A 19748-nucleotide genomic window follows, 5' to 3' on the forward strand; every position below is an offset into this window, starting at 1 on the left:
GCAGGTCTCGAGAGACACAGCCCTGTGGAGTGTTCCTTGCCGGGCGCGTCCGCTGCGTCGGCGCACGACCGGCGCCCATGGGCGCGCGGCAGCGCATGCGAGGATGGCGGCACGCTGAAACATGCCGTGGCGGCGTTCGCCGCCGCGAAGCTCAAGATCAGCGCTGGCCCGGCGCTACGTCTGCGTCCACCACGCCGTTCGGATCTCCTTCGTCCAGCCGGAAGACTCCGTCGATCGACGGCTCGGTGAAGAGCCCCAGCAGCCGGTCGTAATGGTGCTCGGCACCGGCGCCCCCGACGACCGCCGCGAACTTGGCCCTCAGCTCGGCTTTCGTGACGGGGTTGTCACAGACCCCGCGGGGCCGATCGACCCGCGCCGTGCGGTCCCCGCCATCGGTCTCGACGCTGACGGTGGCCCCGCCGATCGGCTCGCCCGCCCTGGCATGACTGTCGTCCACGACGACGCGCACCCGCCCTGCCAGCTCCATCGCCCGCTCGTCGACGTCCATCGACCGCACGCTCGCCTCGCCGTGCAGCAATGTGGCCGCAACGGCGTAGGGGATCGAGAACCTGGTGGAGAGCGAGTTCCGGCGGGGCAGGGCGCCGATCCGCTCCACGGCGCCCGCCATCACGGCCACCGTGACCGTGCGGATCCCGGCCGGGTCCAGGTTCGACCCGCGCACCTGGAGGGCGGCGTCGATTGCCGCGTGCGCGTGCAGGCAGGCGCTGTGGCGCTTGAACGTGTTGCGGGTGATCTGCGCGTTCGACCAGCCGCGTCCGGCGTGCGGCGGGTCCGGCCGCCGGACCCGGCAACCGAGCGCCGCGGTGAGGCTGTCCATCGCGGTCAGGGAAGGACCGAACCCGGCGGCGACGAGCTCACCGGCCCGCACACCCATCCGGGCGGCGTCGGCGGCGAGGACGTGGCGGACCGTCGCCCCCTCGGTGCACGGGTCCCACACGCCGATCGGCAGCAGCGATGACGCGACCCGCGCCGGGGCCACGGGGTCGACACCGCGTGCGACCGCGCACCCCACCGCGGCACCGACGGCACCGAAGAGCCCGTGCGGGTGCACCGGGTACTTCAGTTCGAACATCGAGTACAGCGCCGCCGCGACCTCGTAGCCCGCGACGAAGCCGGCCAGGGCCTGCTCGCCCGGCAGGCCGTCGCGTTGTGCGACGGCGAGCACCGCGGGCAGCACCTGCGCCGCGACGTGCCCACCGGGCTTCGAGTCCTCGTCGATCTCGAGCCAGACGCCTGCCATCGCGTTGATGCCGGCGGCCGCTTCGGCGCCCGACCGGCCGTGACCGGCCACCGCGAGCTCCGCTTCCGGCCGCTGATCCGCCGTCGCGGCGAGCGCGGCGAGCTCCGGCGCCCGCCCGCCCGCGACCATGGCGCCGACGGTGTCGGCGAGGATCAGTCCGGCGTGGCGGCCGACGTCGTCGGGTACCCCGGCCGCCACTGCCGCGGCCACGTCACGGACGAGCGCTTCCAGTTCCATCGATCCCCCCGAAGCTTCGGAACGGCACCACGTTGCCCGGTGTGGGGACGTGGCGGAGGTGGGCCCGCCGGACGTCGGCGAGCCGGTCGCGGATCCGGACGAGCTCCGGGAGCGACACGAACCCGTGCTCCGCAGCCTGCACCGATGTCGCGGCGTAGACCATCTCCGTGACGCCGGCGACGACCGCCGCGACGTGGCACATCGGGCACGGTTCGCAGCTCGACACCACCACGGCGTCGGTGAGCCGGGTGGTGCCGATCTGCCGGCAGGCCGCACGGATGGCGGCCACCTCGGCGTGGGCGGTGGGGTCGTGGTCGCGCAGGGTCGTGTTGACACCGGTGGTGACCACCTCCCCGCCCCGCACGACGACGGCCCCGAAGGGCAGCTGGCCCGACTGACCGTTCTCGGCAGCGAGCCGGACGGCCAGCTCGAGGTGACGGGCCTCCGTGGCCGCGTCCATCAGGACGCCTTCACGGGGACCCTCCGGGCGTCCTCGAAGAGGTTGATCTCCCACAGCACCTCGTCGTGCTTGTCACCGGTGAGGATCGACGCGTACCGCTGCGGCCGCTCCGGCGTGCAGCAGGTGGAGAGCGGCTCCAGCACCGTCCACGCCGTCGGGTGGCAGAACTGCACGACGCTGTAGCGGTCCCCGACCTGGTCGGGGTCGGCCACGACCCGGTGGATGCCACGGTTGATCACACCGTTGGTGAGGTGCTCCAGCATCTTCCCGGTGTTGATGATGGCCGCCCCCTCGGGCGCTACGGCGTCGATCCAGCCGTCCTCTGTCTTGACCTGCAGGCCGCGCGCCGTGGCCCTCGGCAGGGCCGTGATGAGATCGATGTCGGCGTGCTCGCCCGCCCAGACCTGGGTGCCCTCGGGGTCGTGCTCACGCATGTCGGGGTAGTGCAGGGCGCGCGTCATGGCGGACGCGGGAAGCACGATCCCGTCGAAGTAGTTCTCGTGCACACCGAGGCCCACCGCGATGATCCGCAGGACCCGGCTCTGCAGGTCGAAGATCCGGTCGTGCATCAGTTTGAGGGCGGCCTCGATGCCCGGCACCACGTCCTCGGGGAAAATCTGGTCCCGGTACCGGTGCGGGAACTTGCGGCGCAGCGGATGTCCCGCCGGCAGTTCCGCGCTCCAGTTGTACATCTCCTTCAGATCCGGTTCACCGACCGAGACCGGTGTCTCCACCCGCATTCCGGTGTACCCGGTCTGCCCGTTGGACCCCACCACCGTGTAGCGGTCCTTGACCTCGGTCGCCAGCGAGAAGAAGGTCGCCAGCTTCGCGTAGGCGTCGTCGATGACGTCGGCCGGCAGATCGTGACGGGCGTAGACGAAACCGGTTTCCAGGCTTCGTCGCATCCCGTCGACGATCGCGCGGCGGGCCGCGTCGTCGCCACGCTCGAACTCCACAACATCGATTTCGAGAATCCGATCCATACAAGTGAGAATACAATCTCCGGATTGTTATGTCAACAAAAAGAGTACAATCTACCTGCCGCGACTTCGGCGAGGTGTAGCGCCTGGCGACCGGCGCCCTGAATGATCTGCGTCCGGCAGCTGAAACCGTCGGCGAGGACGAGCGTGTCCGGACTCGCCGCCCGCACGGCGGGGAGCAGCACATGCTCGCCGATCGCCATCGAGACCTCGTAGTGCCCCCGCTCGAAACCGAAGTTGCCCGCGAGGCCGCAGCACCCCGACGCGAGCGTGACGGTGTCGACCGCCAGCCGGGCGAGCACCCGCTCGTCGGCGTCGGAGCCGAGCACGGCGTGCTGGTGGCAGTGGACCTGGCGGACGGCCTGCCCACCATGCTGCGGCGGATCCCAGTGCCCCGCCTCGGTGTCGAGGAACTCCGCCAGGGTCAGCACCCGGTCCGCCAGGTGCCGCGACGCCTCGTCGGAAAGGAGCTCGGGCAGGTCCACCCGGAGCGCGGCTGCGCAGCTCGGTTCCAACACGACGACCGGCAGGCCGGCCTCGACGACCGGCGCGAGGATCCGCTGGGTGCGCCGGGCGATCCGGCTCGCGGTGTCGAGCTGCCCGGTGGACAGCCACGTCAGCCCGCAGCAGACCCGGCCGGCGGGCAGGCGGACCGCGAACCCGGCCGCCTCGAGCACCTCGGTGGCGGCCCGGCCCACCTGCGGGCTGAAGTGGTTGGTGAAGGTGTCTGGCCAGAGCAGCACCTCCGGCCGCGACCCGGCGTCCGCCTGCCGGGAGCGGAACCAGCGGGCGAAGGTGGTCGGGGCGAAGGCCGGGAGCCGGCGCTCCTCCGCGATGCCACCGAGCCTGCGCACCAGCGGTCCGAGCAGGCCCGACCGGGCCACGGAGTTCACCGGCCCCGGCGCCAGCGCGGCGAGCCGGGCGAGCGTCGGCAGGTGGCCCATCGAATAGTGGGCAGCGGGCCGGACCCGCCCTCGGTAGTGCTGGTGCAGGAACTCCGACTTGTAGGTCGCCATGTCGACGCCCACCGGGCAGTCGGACCGGCACCCCTTGCACGACAGGCACAGGTCGAGCGCGTCGCGGACCTCCGGCGACCGCCACCCCTCCTCGACCACGTCGCCGTTGACCATCTCGAGCAGCACCCGCGCCCGGCCCCGCGTCGAGTCCTTCTCCTCGCGGGTGGCCCGGAAGCTCGGGCACATGACGTCGGAGTCGGAGGACGGGTGCGCCTCGCGGCACTTGCCGACACCGACGCACCGGCGCACCGCCTGGCGGAAGTCGCCGCCGTCGTGCGGGTAGCCGAAGCGGACGGGCAGGGGGCCCACCGGCGGGACGAACCGGAGGTCCTCGTCGAGCGGGCGCGGCCGCACGATCACCCCCGGGTTCATGCCGTCGTCGGGGTCCCAGATCGACTTGAACCGCTCGAAGAGGGCGATCATCTCCGGCGGGTACATGCGGCCGAGCAGCTCCGACCGGGCCTGGCCGTCGCCGTGCTCCCCGGACAGCGAGCCGCCGTGCGCGACCACCAGGTCGGCGGCGTCGGTGACGAACCGCCGGAAGCCCGCCGCGCCACCGGGCCCGACCAGGTCGACGTCGATCCTGGTGTGGATGCAGCCCTCGCCGAAGTGGCCGAACGTGATGCCGGTCAGGCCGTGCGCGGCCAGCAGCGCGCGGAACTCGCGCAGGTAGGAAGCCAGCCGGTCGGGCGGGACGGCGGCGTCCTCCCAGCCCGGCCACGCCTCCCTCCCGTCTGCGGCCCGCGTCGCGACGCCGGCGCCTTCCTCCCGGGCCCGCCACAGCAGGCGCTGCAACCCCGGGTCGGTGACCACCGCACCGCGGGTGCCCACGCTCGCGGCGATCGCCGCGGCGTTCTCGGCCGCCTCTCCCGCCGACTCCCCCGCGACCTCGACGAAGAGCCACGCACCGCCGTCGGGCAGGTGCGCCGCGGCGGCCGCGCCGGACCCGGTGGCGAGCCGCAGCAGCCGGGCGTCCATGCCCTCGACGGTCTGCGGCCGCAACGGCAGGACCGCGGGCACCGCCTCGGCGGCGGCCACGTCGTCGGGGAAGCCGAGCACCAGCAGGGCCTTCGCCGCCGGCACGGGGACCAGCCGGACGGTGGCCGACAGCACGGTGACGCAGGTGCCCTCGGTGCCCACGAGCGAGCGCGCCACGTCGAACCCGTTCTCGGGCAACAGCGCGTCGAGGGCGTAGCCGGACACCCGGCGCTCCACCGGCGGGAAGCCGGTCCGCAGCGTGGCCAGGTTCTCGCGGGCCAGCGCGTGGAGCTCGCGGTACACCGCGCGCTCGCGCGCCGCGCCACCGAGCGCCGGCCCGTCCGGCCCGACGCGCATCCGAGTGCCGTCGTAGAGCAGCACGTCGAGCGCCTCGACGTTGTGCGACGTCCGCCCCCACCGCACCGAGTGGGAGCCGCAGGCGTCGTTGCCGAGCATCCCGCCTACCGTGCAGCGGCTGTGCGTCGACGGGTCGGGGCCGAAGGTGAGCCCGTGGGCACCGGCGGCAGCCCGCAGGTCGTCGAGGACGACCCCAGGCTCGACGGTGGCGGTGCCCCGCTCCGGGTCGACCTCGACGATCCCGGTCAGGTGGCGGGAGAAGTCCAGCACGACCCCGGGCCCGATCGCGTTGCCCGCGACGCTGGTGCCGCCGCCGCGCGCGGTGACCGGGACGCCGAACTCACGCGCGACGGCCACCGCGGCCGCCACGTCCTCCGCGTCACGGGGTAGCACGACGGCCAGCGGGTCGTGCCGGTAGTTGGACGCGTCCATCGTGTACAGGGCTCGCGTCGCGACGTCGACGCCGACGCTGCCCCGGACGGTCTGGGCGAGCCGCTCCCGGACGTCGCGCCGCACGGCGGCCCGCGTCACCGCGTGCCGAACCCGTACGAGCGGCGGGCCGAACGGATCTGCACGGTCTTGAGGCTCGAGAACTCCAGCAGTCCCTCGCGTCCGGCCTCCCGGCCGAACCCGCTCGCCTTGACCCCGCCGAAGGGGATGTGGGTCGAGCCGTCCAGGTGCGTGTTCACCCAGACCGTGCCCGAGCGCAGCTCGCGGGAGACTGCTAGCGCGGTCGACACGTCCGACGTCCACACGGTGTGCGCCAGGCCGTAGCTCGTGGCGTTGGCCATGCGCACGGCCTCGTCCGCGTCGGCGACGGTGGTCAGCGACACGACCGGGCCGAAGATCTCCTCGCGGAACACCGGCGAGTCCGGCGTCACCCGGTCGAGCACGGTCGGCGCGAGGAACGAGCCACGGCGCAGCTCACCGTCCAACCGGTCGCCGCCGCGGAGCACCCGCGCGCCGGCCTCGTGGCCCGCCTCGAGGTATCCGAGGACCTTCGCGAGGTGGTTCTCGTGGATGAGCGGGCCGAGGTCGGTCCGCTCGGCGGCGGGATCCCCGGTGACGAGCGTGTCGGTCCGCGCGACGACGGCCTCGGTGAACCGGTTCGCGATCGCAGCCTGCACCAGGATCCGGGGGCCTGCGACGCAGCACTGCCCCGAGTTGAAGAACGCCGCGAACACGGCCGCCTCGGCGGCCTGGTCGAGATCGGCGTCGGCGAGCACGATGTTCGCGCCCTTTCCGCCCAGCTCGAGACCAACCCTTGTCAGCGACGACCCGGCCGCCGCCGCCACGGCGCGCCCGCTCGCCGTCGAGCCGGTGAAGGACACGACGTCGACCGCGGGGTGCGCGGCGAGCGGCGCACCGACCTCGCTGCCGAGCCCGGTGACCACGTTGACGACCCCGGCCGGCACCCCGGCCCCCTCGGCGATGCGCGCGATCTCGAGTGCGCTGCCCGAGGTCAACTCCGACGGTTTGACCACCACCGTGCAGCCGAGCGCGAGCGCGTAGGGCAGCTTCTGGCAGAGGATCCCGGCCGGGAAGTTCCACGGGATGATCAGGGCGGCGACCCCGGCCGGCTCGTGCGCGGAGTACGCGAGCAGGTCGCGGTCGACGTCCGTCCACGAGTCGCCGCGCAGGGTCTCCACCAGCGACGCGGCCGTGGCGATGTGCGCCGCGCCAGCCCGGATGTCGGCCCGGGCGTACCGGATCGGCTTGCCGGCCTCGGATCGGTCGAGCGCGGCGAGGTGGGGGACCTCCGCCTCGACGGCGGCGGCGAACCGGCGCAGCACCGCAGCCCGTTCACCCGCGGACATGCGCGGCCACGGGCCGTGGTCGAACGCGCGCCGCGCCGCGGCGACCGCGAGGTCCACCTCGCGCGCCGAGCCGGCCGCGAACTCCGCGACGGGTTGACCGGTGGCCGGGTCGTCGCGGATCAGGTGGGGGCCGGAGGCCAGCGCGTGCCCCTCGATGTGGTGCTCGTAGCGGCGAACGCTGGTCGAGGTGGTCATCATCGGGACTCCCCCGTTCCAGGCGTCGGGCGGTAGATCGGACCACGTTCGATGACCGGGTCGAGCAGGCCGTCGTGCAGGGTCCGGATGACGTCGTCCGGGTCGACGATCTTGGCCTCCTGCCCCGGGTAGCCCAGCTCCGCCATGACCCGGGGTGACATCAGGTAGCCGCCGGCCACGACGACGGCGACGGTGTCGAACCCGGGGACGGCGCCGGCGCGCAGCCGCGCCACCGCCGTGGCGGCGTCGTCGGTGGCGACCGCCGTGAGCACCTCGACCAGGGGCGCGGCGAGGTCGGGCCGAGCGCGGACGACCTCGTCGAGCAGTGCCTCGGGTACACCGGCCTCGGTGGCCGATGGCATCCCCTGCGCGGCGGGGATGAGCACGTCGGCGATGCCGGCGAGCACCGCGCGCAGGTCGGGAGCGATCGCGGTCACGCCGGCACCACCTGCGCCGCCCGGTCCCGCACGAGGGCGTCCGCACACCGCAGCGCGTTCGCCGCGATCGTCGCGGTCGGGTTGACCCCCGACGAGGTGGGGAACGTGCTCCCGTCGAGGACGAAGAGGTTCGGCACGTCGTGACACCTGCCGACGGGGTCGACGACCGAGGTCGCGGGATCGCGCCCCATCACCGCGGTGCCCATCAGGTGCCATCCGGACGCCCTGATGTGCCCGTTCAGGATGGTCTGGGTCGCCCCCATCTCGCGGAGCACCAGCTCGAGTTTGGTGAGGTGGAAGTCCATCATGGCGCGCGCGTTCTCCGATGTCCGGTACTCGATCCGCACGCCGGGGACACCGGCGGCGTCGACGGTGTCCGGGTCGAGGACGACCCTGTTGGACTCGTCGGGCAGGTCCTCGCAGATCACGGTCCAGATCGCGGAGCGGCCGAGCCGGGCCCGCAACGCGGTGTGGAAGTCCTCGCCCCAGCTGCCCTCGGTGCCCCAGAGCCCGGGGAGCATCATCGACAGCGGTGCTCCGCTGGGCAGCAGGTTCCACTTCGCACCGCGCACGAAGCCGCGCGCCACGTCCGTCTCGTAGAACTGCAGGGAGTGCAGGTGCTGCCCGAGCGGCCCGCGCCAGCTCTCCAGGTCCTCGTCGAAGATCCCGATGGCGTTGCCGAACGGGTGCATCATGAGCCGCCGCCCGACCAGTCCCGACGAGTTGGCCAGCCCCGAGTTCAGCAGGATCCGCGGCGTCCCGATGGCGTTGGCGCACAGGATGACCACCTGCGCCCGCTGGATGCGCTCGACACCGTCGTGGTCGACGTACCCGACCCCGTCCACCAGCCCGGACGCGGTGGTGACGAGCTCCCGGACCCGGGCCCCGGTGACCAGCCGCACCCCGTCCGCGACCAGGTCCGGCCAGTGCGTCCGGTCCGGAGAGGCCTTCGCGCCCACGGGACAGCCGAACGGGCAGGCGGTGCTCTGCGCACACGCGTGCAAGCGGCCGTAGTCCTTCGTCGCGATGGCGTTGCTGCCCGGCCACCAGTGCCAACCGAGCCGGTTGAGCGCCTCGGCGCCGCGCCTGCCCACCTTGTTGAGCGGCACCGGCGGCAGCGGCGGCGCCGTGGCGGGCGGCAGGGCCGGGTCGCCCTCCAGCCCCGACACCGCGAACTGCCGCTCGACCTCGTCGAAGTACGGTTCGAGGTCTTCGTAGGTCACCGGCCAGTCGTCGGCCACCCCGTCCAGGGTGCGCACGCGGAAGTCCGAGGGCAGGAACCGTTCCCAGTGCGCCGCGTACATGACGGCGCTGCCCCCGACGCCGTTGTACATCAGCGCGGTGATGTCCGAGTCCCCGTCGTCGACGGGGTAGTCGCCCGGCGCCCGCCGGGTGTTGGGGTTCCAGTCCCAGTGCTTGCGGGCCACCAGCTCGAAGTCCGGGAAGCCCGCCCGGGCCTTCGAGTAGTCCGGCCACCCTCCCTGTTCGAGGCAGACGACCGACATGCCTGCGTCCGCGAGGCGCCTCGCCGTGACGGCGCCGGACGGCCCGGCACCGACGATGACGGCGTCGACCCGGTCGACGTCCATTGCCACCCCCTACCAGTTGTGGAGCGACTCGGCGAGGATCCGCCCGAGCACGTCCGCGTCGACGGGGCGCGGCGCGCCCGCGAGCAGCCGCTGCTGCTTCAGTGAGCCGTCCACGAGGGACGGGAGGTCGTGCGTGGCGTAGCCGAACTCGGCCAGGCCGCGCGGCGCTCCGATGTCACGCATCAGATCCACGACACCGGCAGCGAGCCGCTCGCCCACCTCCGACGCGCCCGCAACGCCCGCGCCGACGAGCGCGTCGAGCGCGCTACGTTGCGCATCGGGAACCGTGGGGGCGACGTAGCGCAGCGTCGCGGGCAGCGTCGCTGCGACCGCGTTGCCGTGCGGGACGAACGGCCTGCCCTGCGGGAACCCGGGCGGGCGGTAGTCGTGCACCTGCGCCGCCACCGAGTACGAGCACGCGTGCGGGATGTGCACGCCCGCCGTGCTCGATCCGATGGCCGTCAGCGTGGCGGCGAGCATCATGTCGGTGCGCGCGGCGACGTCGTCGCCGTCGTCGACCGTCTTCCGGAAGCTGCGCCCGAGCAGCCGCAACGCCTCCCGGCAGAGCGGGTCCGACACCGGGTTGGAGCCGCAGTACGTCGGGCGGCCCCCCACGGAGCGCGGCCGCGCGTCGAACCGGCTCGCCGTCAACGACTCCAGCGTGTGGGAGAGCACGTCGAGGCCGGACGAGATCGTGGCCTCGCGCGGCAGGCCGAGCGTCGTGAGCGGGTCGATGACCGACAGCCGGGGCCGCAGCGCGGGGTGGCTGATCCCGGACTTGAGGTGCAGCGCGGTGAGATCCATGACGCAGACCGCGCTGCTCTCCGAGCCCGAGCCGGCCGTCGTGGGGGCGGCGATCAGCGGCAGCAGCGGCGCGTGCGGCGCGCGCCCCGCCCCCACGGGCGCGTTCACGTAGTCGAGCAGCTCCCCGCCGTTGGTGCGCAGCAGGTTGACCGCCTTGGCGGTGTCGATCACCGACCCGCCGCCGACGGCGACGATCCCGTCGACGCGCAGGCCCCTGGTCGCCTCGTGCGCCGCGACGAGCGACTCGTCCGTCGGCTCGATGCCGACGTCGGCGTAGAGCTGTGCGCCGACACCCGCGGCCGTCAGCGCGTCGACGGCGCGGGCGGCGACGCCCGCCTCGACGACCTGCCGGTCGCTCACGACCAGCACGCGCGCCAGCCCCAGCCCGGCGGCGTCCGCGCCGATCTCGCCGAGCGCGCCGGGGCCGAACTTCATCGCCCCGGCCAGCCACCAGAAGAGCGTTTCGCGGGGTTCAGTCATCGGCGCCGACGCACGTCAACCGCTGGGCGCCGAGGCAGGTGACGCCGAGCTCGATCACGTCGCCCTTCGCGAGGTAGCGCGGCGGGTCCTGCAGGTTCCCGACCCCGCCCGGGGTGCCGGTGTCGATGAGATCGCCGGGCTCGAGCACCATGAACTGGCTCAGGTGCCAGACGAGGTACCCGACGCTGAACAGCATGTTCTTGGTGCTGCTGCGCTGCATCGGCTCCCCGTTGACGTCCAGCCACAGGCCGAGCGCCTGGACGTCGGCGACCTCGTCCGGGGTCACCAGCCACGGGCCGAGCGGGTTGAACGTCTCGCAGGACTTGCCCTTCGCCCACTCGCCGCCGCGGGTGAGCTGGAATCCGCGCTCGCTCATCTCGTTGACGACGGCGAAGCCGGCGACGACGTCGAGTCCGGCTGCCTCGTCCGGCAGGTAGCGCGCCTCCCGGCCGATCACGACGGCGAGCTCGACCTCCCAGTCGGTGCGGTCGCCGCCCCGGGGGATGCGGACCTGGTCGTACGGGCCGACGATCGTGTTGGGCGCCTTGAAGAACACCGTCGGCTCGGTCGGCACCGGGAAGCCCGCTTCCTCGGCGTGGTCGGCGTAGTTCAGGCCGATGCACACGATCTTGCCCGGTCGACCGATCGGCGGCCCGATCCGGACGGAGGCCGGGTCGACGCGGGGCAGCGCGTCGACGTCCCCCAGGACCGCCTCGAGGTGCGCGATCCCGCCCTCCCCGAAGAACCGGGGGTCGAAGTCCCGGATCCGGCCACTCACGTCGACGATCGAGTCCTCGTGCAGGACACCGGGGCGTTCCCGGCCGGGTTCACCGAATCGCACGAGCTTCATCAGTCGGTCCACCTTCCATCTCGGATATCAGGTCCCGGTCCACCGGGGTGGGCGCTTCTCCCGAAAAGCAGCGGGGCCTTCCGCGCCGTCGACCGAGCCGAGCGCCCGGACCACCGCGGGGGTCGCGTTCTGCGTGATCTCCTCGGGGCTGGGCCGGGTGCTCGCGAGGAGCAGCTGCTTGATCGCCCGGTGCGACAGCGGAGCCGCCCGCAGGACGCGCTCGACCCACCGGTCCACCGCGGCGTCGAGCTCGCCCGCGGGCACCGCCTCGTTGACCAGCCCGAGGTCGAGCGCCTCCGCGGCCGACAGCCGCCGCCCGGTGAACATGACGTCGGCGGCGACCTTGCGCGGGACGGCGCCCAGCAGCAGGGGCACCCCACCGTCGAGGGGCAGGCGCCCGACGAGCGCCTCCGGCAGCCCGAACACCGCGCTCTCGGCGGCCACCGCGAGATCGGCCCCGAGGACCATCTCGAAGCCCCCGCCAAGGGCGAGGCCGTTCACCCGCGCGATGACGGGGGTGAGCAGGCTCTGCCGGACCGAGATCCCGCCGAACCCGCCGCGGCGGGTGTCCGACCAGTAGGCGAGCCCGTCGGGGTCCCCCGACTTCATGTCGGCGCCCACGCAGAACGCGCGGTCGCCGGTGCCGGTGAGCACGGCGACCCGGATCCGCTCGTCGCGCTCCACCCGGTCCCACGCGTCCTCGAGCTCGCGCTGCGTGCGCCGGTCCACGGCGTTGAGCACGTCCGGCCGGTCGATGGTGATCCGCCCGACGTGGCCGTCGACCTCGAAGCGCACGTTCACGACACGACCCCGGCCGATCTCAGCGCCGCGACCCGGTCGACGTCGTAGCCGAGCTCGGCGAGGACGGCGTCGGTGTGCTCACCCAGCCGGGGCGGCGCGAATCGGACCCGCGCCCCGCCGTCGGACAGCTTCACCGGCGACCCGACGGTGCGGACCGCCTCGCCGTCGCGAGCGATCTCGACGACCATGCCGTTGGCCTCGGTCTGCGGGTCGCAGAGGGCCTCGTCGAGGGTGCGGATCGGGGCGCAGAGCAGGTCCTCCTTCTCCAGCACCTCGATCCAGTGCTTGGTGGTGTTCTGCCGGAACACAGCACCCAGCTCGACGTGCAGCTCGGCGCGGTTGGCGCACTGCAGTGCGAACGTGGCGAAGCGGGGCTGCCGGGTGAGGTCCTCCATGCCGAGGGCGGCGCAGATGTCGGCGATCGGGTCGTCCCGGAAGGCACCGACGAGCACCAGCGCCCCGTCGCTCGTCTCGAAGGCGCCGGTGTGCGGCATGGCCACCCAGTTCAGCTCGACGCCGCGCATCAGCAGGTGGGTGGCCTCCTGCATCTGCATGGCCAGCATCGCGTCGTACAGCGATGCCTGCACGAGCTGGCCCCGCCCGGTCTTCTCCCTGGCGAGCAGCGCGAGCAGGATGCCCTGCATCAGGTGCATCCCGGCCGAGTAGTCCGCGACCGTCGTGGCGAACATCTGCGGCGGCCGGTTCGGGTCCGCCCTGCGGTGCGTGGCGCCGGTGAGGGCCTGCGCCAGCATGTCCTGGCCACCCTTGCTCCGGTAGGGACCGGTCAGGCCGTAGCCGGTGCCCACGGCGAAGATCAGCCGCGGGTTGATCTCGCGCAGCTCCTCCCAGCCGAGCCCGAGCCGCTCCATCACACCGGGCCGGAAGTTGCTCACCACGACGTCCGCCCCGCGCGCCAGCTCGCGGGCGATCGTGCGGCCCTCCGGCCTGGTCAGGTCGAGCACGATGCTGCGCTTGTTCCGGTTCAGGCTGCTGAACGCGGGGTTGTCCGGACCCGCCGGGTCGTCGGGCAGCACGGCGCGCGCGAGATCGCCCGTCCCCGTCCGCTCGACCTTGATCACGTCGGCGCCGTAGTCGCCGAGCATCTGGGTCGCCGACGGACCCAGCATGATCTGGGTGAAGTCGATGACCCGCACTCCGTCGAGGGGCTGGCTGGACACCACGGACGTCTCCTGTCTCGCGTCGGCTGCTCGTTCTCCCGCACTCACCTCGGGAACACCTCGTGGACGTCGCGGCCCAGCGCCAGCGCCACCTGCAGGCGCAGCCGCGCCTTGAGGGCCGGCAACCGGCCGGCGTGGACGGCACCCAGGCTGCGCAGGTGCGCCTCCCCGCCCGGCCCGCCGTAGGTGTCGTGCAGGGTCGGGCCCGCCGCGCACCGCGAGGCGATCACGACCGGGGTGCCCCCACCGACGGCATCGCCGATCGCGGCGGCCACCGACGGCGGCGTGTGGCCACCACCGGTTCCCGCGACGACGATGCCGTCGGCCCGCTGGGAAGCAGCTTCGATCAGCGCGCCGTCCGCACCCGCGTAGATCCACACCAGCTCCACGCGGGTCGCGCCGAGGGAGGTGGGCAGGCCGAGGTGGTCCGAGTCGTCCGGGGCGGCGTTCATCCGCACCCGCCCCTCGACGACCACCCCGGCCGGGCCGGTCTCGGGCGAGGCGAACGCGGCCGGCCGGCTGGTGTGCGCCTTGGTGACCCACCGGGCCAGGTGCAGCTCGTCGCCGAACGCCAGCAGCGGGCCGTAGGCGGCCAGCCCGCGGTACGAGGCGGCCACCACCGCGGTCCGCAGGTTCCCGCCGCCGTCGTGGCCGGGGTCCGCCGGCAGCCGCATCGCCCCGGTCACCACGACGGGCACGTCCACGTCGAGCATCGCGGCGAGGGCGTACACCGTCTCCTCCATGGTGTCCGTCCCGTGCGTGACCACCACCCCGGAGCAGCCGGCGGCCACCTCGGCGAGCACGCGGGTGGCGATGTCGTGCATGTCGGGCGGGGTCATGGCGCGGCCGGGGATGCGGCGCACGTCGCAGCTGCGGATGTCGGCGATGCCGTCGAGGGAGCCCGCGCCCGCGGCGATCTCGCCCGCGGAGAGCCCCGACCCGTTGCGCCCGCGGGCGTCGGCGACGGCGGAGATGGTGCCGCCGGTTCCCACCACGACGATCTCGGGCAGAGTCGTGGCCGTCACAGCGCACCGTCGATCAGCGTCGCGCAGTCCTCGACGTCGCGCAGGGAGGTCAGCCGCTCGTGGACGGGTGCGGCGCCGGGGACCAGCGCCGCGAACTTCGCGGCGAGCTCGGCCTCCGTCGCCGGCCGCGCCGGTCCGCCCTTCGGCTCGGTCACGAGCGCGGTGTCCTCGCCGTCCGGGCCGACGACGGTGACGCGCGCGGCGTGCGTGCCGGGGTGGTGTTCCTCGAGGTCGGGAGCGGCGACGACCCTGACCCGCGCCGCCAGCGCGGCGACCTCCGGGTCGTGGTCGAACGACCGCACGCGCGCCGGGTCCTTGCACAGGGCGGCGGCGACCGCGTACGGCAGCGAGAACCGGCTGGACAGGGAGTTGGGCCGGGGCTGCCCGGCGAACTTCACGTTGCCCGCCACGGTCTCGACCCGGACCTCGATGATCCGGCCAGGGCGGGCAACCTGCCGCGCGGCCTCCACGGCGCAGTGCAGCGGCCCCGCCACGCTGAGGTGCTTGGTGACGGCGTCGTGCACGGCGAGCCGCGCCGGGTCGACGTCGCCGCCGAGCGCGTCCGCGTCCCGTGGCTCGCCCGCGATCTGACCGAACGCCTCCTCCAGCGCACCGGTGGCACCGACGAAACCGGCGTCGGCGAGGTCGGCGGCCGTGATCGCGACCAGGTTCGCCAGCCCCACGACGGCGTTGCGCGCCGAGACCCCCTCGAAGCACGCCGACCAGGTCGACAGGATCGGCAGGGTCGAGGCCACCCGGGCGGCCGCCGACGGGGACGTCCCGGTCAGCCTCGCGACCGCGACGGCACCGCCGACGGCACCGAGGTGGCCGTGCGGGTGTGCCGGGTACCGGAGCCGGTAGGCGCGGAACAGCCGGGCGGCCACCTCGTACCCGGCCACGACGGCCGCGATCAGCTCCGCGCCGCAGCGGTGCTCGCGCTGGGCGGCGGCGAGCGCGGCGGGGATCACGTGGGCGCCTGCGTGGCCCCCACCGACGAGACCGTCGTCGAGCTCGAGGGCCACGCAGGCGCAGCCGTTCACGAAAGCAGCGACACCGGCCTCGCCCCACCGGTCGCCCGACACCAGCATCCTGGCCTGCCGCGTGCTCGCGGCCTTGTCCGCGTACCGGGTGAGCTCGCACCGCCGAGCGCCCGCGATCGCCGCCCCGACGAGGTCGGTGACCAGCAGCTCGACCTGTCGCACGGTCGGCTCCGCGAGGTCGGAGTAGGCCAGTCCGGCCGCCCGGCCGGCCAGGTCGTCGAGTGCGGTCGGGGCGTTCATGCGACGCTCACCGCGGCGTCCGCCGCCTCGGCCGCGCTGGTGCGCACCAGCCGGCCACGCCGCTGCGCCACCGGTTCGCCGTCGCGCATCACGACCTCACCGCGCAGCAGGGACGCGACGGCCGTCCCACGGACGGTCCACCCGTCGTACACCGAGGCCTTGTGCTTGGTGTGCAGTTCGCCGGCGACGATGCGGCGCTCGCGGTGCGGATCGACGAGGGTGAGGTCGGCGTCCAGGCCGGGGGCGATGCGGCCCTTGCGGTGGTCGATCGAGTACAGCCGTGCGGTCTGCTCGGCGAGCACCGCCGCGACCCGTTCCGGAGCGAGCCGGCCGCGGGCCATCTCGTTGAGCATCAGCGGGACCATCGTCTCCACGCCGTGCACGCCGGCCGGCCGCGTGGCGAGGGACCCCTCCAACTCCTCCAGCGTGTGCGGGGCGTGGTCGGAGCCGACCGAGGCGACGGTGCCGTCCGCGATCGCCGCCCAGAGCGCCTCCTGGTCGTCGGCGCCGCGGATCGGCGGGAACACCTTCATCCCCGATCCGTAGCGCTCGTGGTCGGCGTCGCTCAGCAGGAGGTAGTGCGGGCAGGCCTCCGCGGTGATCGGGATCCCGTCCGCACGGGCGGCCCGCACGATCTCCAGCGCCCGCGCCGTCGACGTGTGCACGACGTGGAAGCGGCACCCGGTCACCCGGGAGAACTCGGCGGCCCGCGAGACCGCGGCGATCTCGGCGAGCGCGGGCCGACCGTCCAGCAGGTCCTGGTAGGTGCGGATCTCCCCACCGATCGCGCGCTCGCCGCCGAGCACGATCTCCCGGTCCTCGCAGTGCGCCGCGAGCAGCCCGCCCCGCGCGCCGATGACCTCGAACACGCGCAGGACGTCGCCCGCGTCGGGCGGCGCGATGATGTCGTCCGGCGCGGCGTCGCCGGTGTTGTAGACGAGCTTCTTCGTGCGCTTGTCCAGTGCGTAGCCCCAGAACAGCTTGATCGCCACGGCGCCCGCGTCGAGCAGGCCGGGCAGGTCGTCGAGGTTCGACGCACCGAACGCCTGGCCCCACAGCCCGAAGTCGACCGACGCCGTGCGCTCGTGGGCGGCCGCCCGCTCCTCGAAGGTCGCACGGTCGCTGATCGGCGGAACGGCGTTGGGCATCTCCAGCAGCGTCGTGACGCCGCTGCACAGAGCGGCCAGCGTGGAGTGGGCGAAGTCCTCCTTGGCGGTCTGCCCCGGATCGCGCGAGTGCACGTGCGGGTCGATGAACCCGGGGAAGACCAGCAGGCCGGACGCGTCGACCCGCTCGTCGGCCGCCGCGGCGCCGCCGCTCTCCAGGATCCCGGCGATCCTGCCGTCTGTGCAGAGCAGGTCCGCCCTGACCTGCCCCGACGCGGTGACCAGCGTGCCACCCGTGACGAGCACCCTCATCGTTCATCCCCGCTTCGGTGGTTCGCTGCCGCTGGACGTCGGACCCTGGCGAACCAGGAACCCTGCGCGAGCGCGCCGGTCATGAGGGCCAGCAGGATGATCGCGCCGTAGATCGCGTTCACCCAGAACGACGGGATCTGGGAGACGAGCAGGATGTTCTGGACGAGCGCGAGCAGCAGCACCCCGGTGGCGACCCCGACGATCCGCCCGCGCCCGCCCCGCAGGTCGATGCCGCCGATCACGGCCGCCGCGAACACCGTGAACAGGATGTTGTTGCCCTGGCTGGCCGTCACGGACGCGATGCGGGCGGTCATCAGCAGGCCGGCCAGGCCTGCGAGGGCACCGCTCGCGACGAACAGCCAGAACGTGATCCGCTCGACCCGGATGCCGCTGGCCCGCGCAGCCTCGGGGTTGCCGCCGATCGCGTAGATCTGGCGACCGGTCACCGTGTAGCGCATGAAGAGGCCGGCCCCGACGAAGACCGCCACCGCGATCAGGACCTCGGCCGGGACACCGAGGTAGCGGGTGCTGCCGAGGAAGATGAACACGTCAGGGAGGTTGGACAGCGTCTCCCCGCCGCCGATGCCGAGCGTCATGCCCTGGAGCAGGATCAGCATCGCGAGCGTCACGATGAACGCGTTGAGCTTCAGCGTCGCGACCAGGAACCCGTTGACCGCGCCCACGAGCCCGCCGAGCACGAAGATGAGCAGCGCGCCCAGCACCGGGTCCAGCTCGACGCCCGCGCCCCCGGCCGCCGCGGGTACCACCAGCCACACCGACAGCACCGGGGCGAAGGCCACGACCGACTGCGTCGACATGTCGAAGTGCCCGGCGATGATGATCAGCGCGGCCGCCACCGTCAGCACGCCGAGCACCGCCGACGCGGCGAGCACGTTGGTCATGATGTTGTCGACGGTGAGGAAGGCCCGGTTGAGCTGGCTCCCGACCAGCACCGCGATGAGGATCGCGGGCAGCGCGGCCAGCTGGCCGAACACCGCTGGCTTGACGGCCCCGCGCAGCCGGGTGATCGCCCGCGGCGGCGACCCGGTGGACGTCGCGATCACGCGACCTCCCCCTGCATCGCGGCGACCAGGTCGGCCTCGGTCCACTCGTTCTCCAGCACTGCCACCACGCTTCCCTTGATCATGATCAGGATCCGGTCGCACAGGGCGAAGTCGTCCGCGTCCTCGGAGAAGACGAGGACCCCTGCCCCTCGGTCCAGGACGCTGCCGAGCGAGGTGAGGATCGAGGCCTTCGCCGACACGTCCACCCCCGCCGTCGGGTTGACGAGCACGAGCAACTGCGGATCGGTCGCGAACGCCCGCGCCATCACGCACTTCTGCTGGTTGCCGCCGCTCAGCTCCGAGATGAGCTGGCGGGGCGAGGAGGCGACGATGCGCCACCGCCGGGAGAGCTCCCCGTAGGCCCGGTCCAGGTCGGCCCGCCTGCTGATCCTGGGCAGGAACCCCAGCGGCCGCCTTCCGATGCGCGGCGCGAGCGCCATCGTCGAGTTCTCGCTGACGTCGAGCACCGGCACCATGCCGTCGACGTGGCGGTCCTCGGGCACGTACCCGATCCCGGCGTCCAGCGCGGCCGGGACGTCACCCGGCTCGACCGTGCTGCCGCCGACGACGACGTCCCCGGTGCGCTGCTCCAGCCCGACGATCGCCCGGGCGAGCGTTGCCTTCCCGCAGCCCTCCAACCCCGCGATGCCGACGCATTCGCCCGCGCGCAGCTCGATGTCGACCGGGCCGACCCGCCGGTCGACCTGCACGTGGCGGATCGACAGCACGACCGGCGCGTCGACCTCGCCCGCGGCCCTGGTCGCGGCGGCCGACGGGGGTTGCTCGCCCACGATCGCCTCCACCAGCTCCGGCATCGTCACGTCGCCGATCCCGGCGGTGAGGATGTGCCGCGCGTCCCGCAGCACGGTGATCGAGTCGCAGACCCGGAAGACGTCCTCGAGGTGGTGGGAGATGTAGAGGACGGTCGTGCCGCGCTCGCGGAGGCGCTCGAGCAGCGCGAACAGCCTGCTCGTGTCGCTCTTGTCCAGGCCCGCCGTCGGTTCGTCCAGGATGAGCACCTCGGGGTCGGCGACCAGCGCGCGGCAGATCTCCACGATCTTCTTGTGCACCGGTTGCAAGCGCTCGACGGGCTCGGCGTGCAGGTCGCCGATGGTCCACTGGTCGAGCAGTGCCCGTGCCCGATCCCGCAACTCCGGCCAGTGGATCGCGCCGCCGCGACGGCGCGGGTACTGCTTGATCAGCACGTTCTCCGCCGCCGTGAACGCGGGGATCAGACTCGACCGCTGGTACACGCAGCCGATCCGGTCGTCCTGACCGTGGAGCGGCTCACCGGCGATCCGCAGCTCCCCGCCGTCGGGGCGGTCGATGCCGGTGACGAGCGAGACGAGGGTCGACTTGCCTGCGCCGTTGCGGCCCAGCAGCGCGCGGGACTGCCCCTTCCCCACCGTGAACGACACGTCGTCGAGGGCGTGCGTCGAGCCGAACCACTTGCTGATGCGGTCGACCTCGATGGCCGGCGGCGGGCTGGCCGTGGATGTCGATTCGAGGGTCGGCATCGGC

At 73.3% G+C, this 19748-nt stretch carries 16 protein-coding genes; all 16 read right to left on the minus strand.

Annotated features, from left to right (window positions below):
- Positions 1–157: 157 nt before the first annotated feature.
- From FHX44_RS04185 to FHX44_RS04260, 16 genes are read right to left on the minus strand one after another with little or no spacing between them, the layout of a single operon-like run.
- On the minus strand, positions 158–1498 hold the full coding sequence (locus FHX44_RS04185; RefSeq protein WP_147254251.1) for an MmgE/PrpD family protein: 1341 nt from the start codon (positions 1496–1498) through the stop codon (positions 158–160).
- A complete protein-coding gene (locus FHX44_RS04190; RefSeq protein ID WP_147254252.1) occupies positions 1473–1958 on the minus strand; it encodes a nucleoside deaminase in 486 nt (161 codons plus the stop codon). Before FHX44_RS04190 ends, FHX44_RS04185 begins: the two co-directional genes overlap by 26 nt.
- Positions 1958–2941 carry an isopenicillin N synthase family dioxygenase gene (locus tag FHX44_RS04195; protein WP_147254253.1) on the minus strand — a complete coding sequence of 328 codons (984 nt, stop codon included), beginning with the start codon at positions 2939–2941 and terminating at the stop codon, positions 1958–1960. Before FHX44_RS04195 ends, FHX44_RS04190 begins: the two co-directional genes overlap by 1 nt.
- 32 nt (positions 2942–2973) lie before the next feature.
- Positions 2974–5820, minus strand: a complete 2847-nt coding sequence (locus FHX44_RS04200; RefSeq protein ID WP_425469113.1) for an FAD-binding and (Fe-S)-binding domain-containing protein — start codon at positions 5818–5820, stop codon at positions 2974–2976.
- Positions 5817–7301: an aldehyde dehydrogenase family protein gene (locus FHX44_RS04205; RefSeq protein ID WP_147254254.1), complete on the minus strand. Its 1485-nt coding sequence runs from the start codon at positions 7299–7301 to the stop codon at positions 5817–5819. The genes FHX44_RS04200 and FHX44_RS04205 overlap by 4 nt, the downstream gene beginning before the upstream one ends.
- Positions 7301–7738, minus strand: a complete 438-nt coding sequence (locus FHX44_RS04210; RefSeq protein ID WP_147254255.1) for a gluconate 2-dehydrogenase subunit 3 family protein — start codon at positions 7736–7738, stop codon at positions 7301–7303. Before FHX44_RS04210 ends, FHX44_RS04205 begins: the two co-directional genes overlap by 1 nt.
- Entirely contained in the window at positions 7735–9327 is a 1593-nt protein-coding gene (locus tag FHX44_RS04215; protein ID WP_147254256.1) for a GMC family oxidoreductase, read from the minus strand. Before FHX44_RS04215 ends, FHX44_RS04210 begins: the two co-directional genes overlap by 4 nt.
- A 9-nt stretch (positions 9328–9336) precedes the next feature.
- Positions 9337–10611, minus strand: a complete 1275-nt coding sequence (locus FHX44_RS04220; RefSeq protein ID WP_147254257.1) for a hydroxyacid-oxoacid transhydrogenase — start codon at positions 10609–10611, stop codon at positions 9337–9339.
- On the minus strand, positions 10604–11461 hold the full coding sequence (locus FHX44_RS04225; protein ID WP_147254258.1) for a fumarylacetoacetate hydrolase family protein: 858 nt from the start codon (positions 11459–11461) through the stop codon (positions 10604–10606). Before FHX44_RS04225 ends, FHX44_RS04220 begins: the two co-directional genes overlap by 8 nt.
- 27 nt (positions 11462–11488) lie before the next feature.
- A complete protein-coding gene (locus FHX44_RS04230; RefSeq protein WP_147254259.1) occupies positions 11489–12262 on the minus strand; it encodes an enoyl-CoA hydratase-related protein in 774 nt (257 codons plus the stop codon).
- Positions 12259–13443 (minus strand): CaiB/BaiF CoA transferase family protein, encoded by a 1185-nt coding sequence (locus tag FHX44_RS04235; protein WP_212612320.1) that lies wholly within the window; start codon positions 13441–13443, stop codon positions 12259–12261. Before FHX44_RS04235 ends, FHX44_RS04230 begins: the two co-directional genes overlap by 4 nt.
- 41 nt (positions 13444–13484) lie before the next feature.
- The gene (locus FHX44_RS04240) at positions 13485–14465 is read right to left on the minus strand and encodes an asparaginase (protein ID WP_170308766.1); all 981 of its coding nucleotides are present in this window, start codon (positions 14463–14465) and stop codon (positions 13485–13487) included.
- Positions 14462–15745: an MmgE/PrpD family protein gene (locus FHX44_RS04245; protein ID WP_147254261.1), complete on the minus strand. Its 1284-nt coding sequence runs from the start codon at positions 15743–15745 to the stop codon at positions 14462–14464. Before FHX44_RS04245 ends, FHX44_RS04240 begins: the two co-directional genes overlap by 4 nt.
- On the minus strand, positions 15742–17163 hold the full coding sequence (locus tag FHX44_RS04250; RefSeq protein ID WP_147254262.1) for a dihydroorotase: 1422 nt from the start codon (positions 17161–17163) through the stop codon (positions 15742–15744). Before FHX44_RS04250 ends, FHX44_RS04245 begins: the two co-directional genes overlap by 4 nt.
- A complete protein-coding gene (locus tag FHX44_RS04255; RefSeq protein WP_212612321.1) occupies positions 17160–18227 on the minus strand; it encodes an ABC transporter permease in 1068 nt (355 codons plus the stop codon). The genes FHX44_RS04250 and FHX44_RS04255 overlap by 4 nt, the downstream gene beginning before the upstream one ends.
- Complete coding sequence (locus FHX44_RS04260; protein ID WP_147254263.1) at positions 18224–19744, minus strand: sugar ABC transporter ATP-binding protein; 1521 nt, start codon at positions 19742–19744, stop codon at positions 18224–18226. Before FHX44_RS04260 ends, FHX44_RS04255 begins: the two co-directional genes overlap by 4 nt.
- Positions 19745–19748 lie beyond the last annotated feature (4 nt).

It is taken from the genome of Pseudonocardia hierapolitana, assembly GCF_007994075.1.
GTDB classification, from domain to species: domain Bacteria; phylum Actinomycetota; class Actinomycetes; order Mycobacteriales; family Pseudonocardiaceae; genus Pseudonocardia; species Pseudonocardia hierapolitana.

Coding starts and splice junctions, on each gene's coding strand:
- FHX44_RS04185 (WP_147254251.1), bottom strand. CDS start 1,498: ATGGAACTGGAAGCGCTCGTCCGTGACGTGGCCGCGGCAGTGGCGGCC.
- FHX44_RS04190 (WP_147254252.1), bottom strand. CDS start 1,958: ATGGACGCGGCCACGGAGGCCCGTCACCTCGAGCTGGCCGTCCGGCTC.
- FHX44_RS04195 (WP_147254253.1), bottom strand. CDS start 2,941: ATGGATCGGATTCTCGAAATCGATGTTGTGGAGTTCGAGCGTGGCGAC.
- FHX44_RS04205 (WP_147254254.1), bottom strand. CDS start 7,301: ATGACCACCTCGACCAGCGTTCGCCGCTACGAGCACCACATCGAGGGG.
- FHX44_RS04215 (WP_147254256.1), bottom strand. CDS start 9,327: ATGGACGTCGACCGGGTCGACGCCGTCATCGTCGGTGCCGGGCCGTCC.
- FHX44_RS04220 (WP_147254257.1), bottom strand. CDS start 10,611: ATGACTGAACCCCGCGAAACGCTCTTCTGGTGGCTGGCCGGGGCGATG.
- FHX44_RS04225 (WP_147254258.1), bottom strand. CDS start 11,461: ATGAAGCTCGTGCGATTCGGTGAACCCGGCCGGGAACGCCCCGGTGTC.
- FHX44_RS04245 (WP_147254261.1), bottom strand. CDS start 15,745: ATGAACGCCCCGACCGCACTCGACGACCTGGCCGGCCGGGCGGCCGGA.
- FHX44_RS04250 (WP_147254262.1), bottom strand. CDS start 17,163: ATGAGGGTGCTCGTCACGGGTGGCACGCTGGTCACCGCGTCGGGGCAG.
- FHX44_RS04260 (WP_147254263.1), bottom strand. CDS start 19,744: ATGCCGACCCTCGAATCGACATCCACGGCCAGCCCGCCGCCGGCCATC.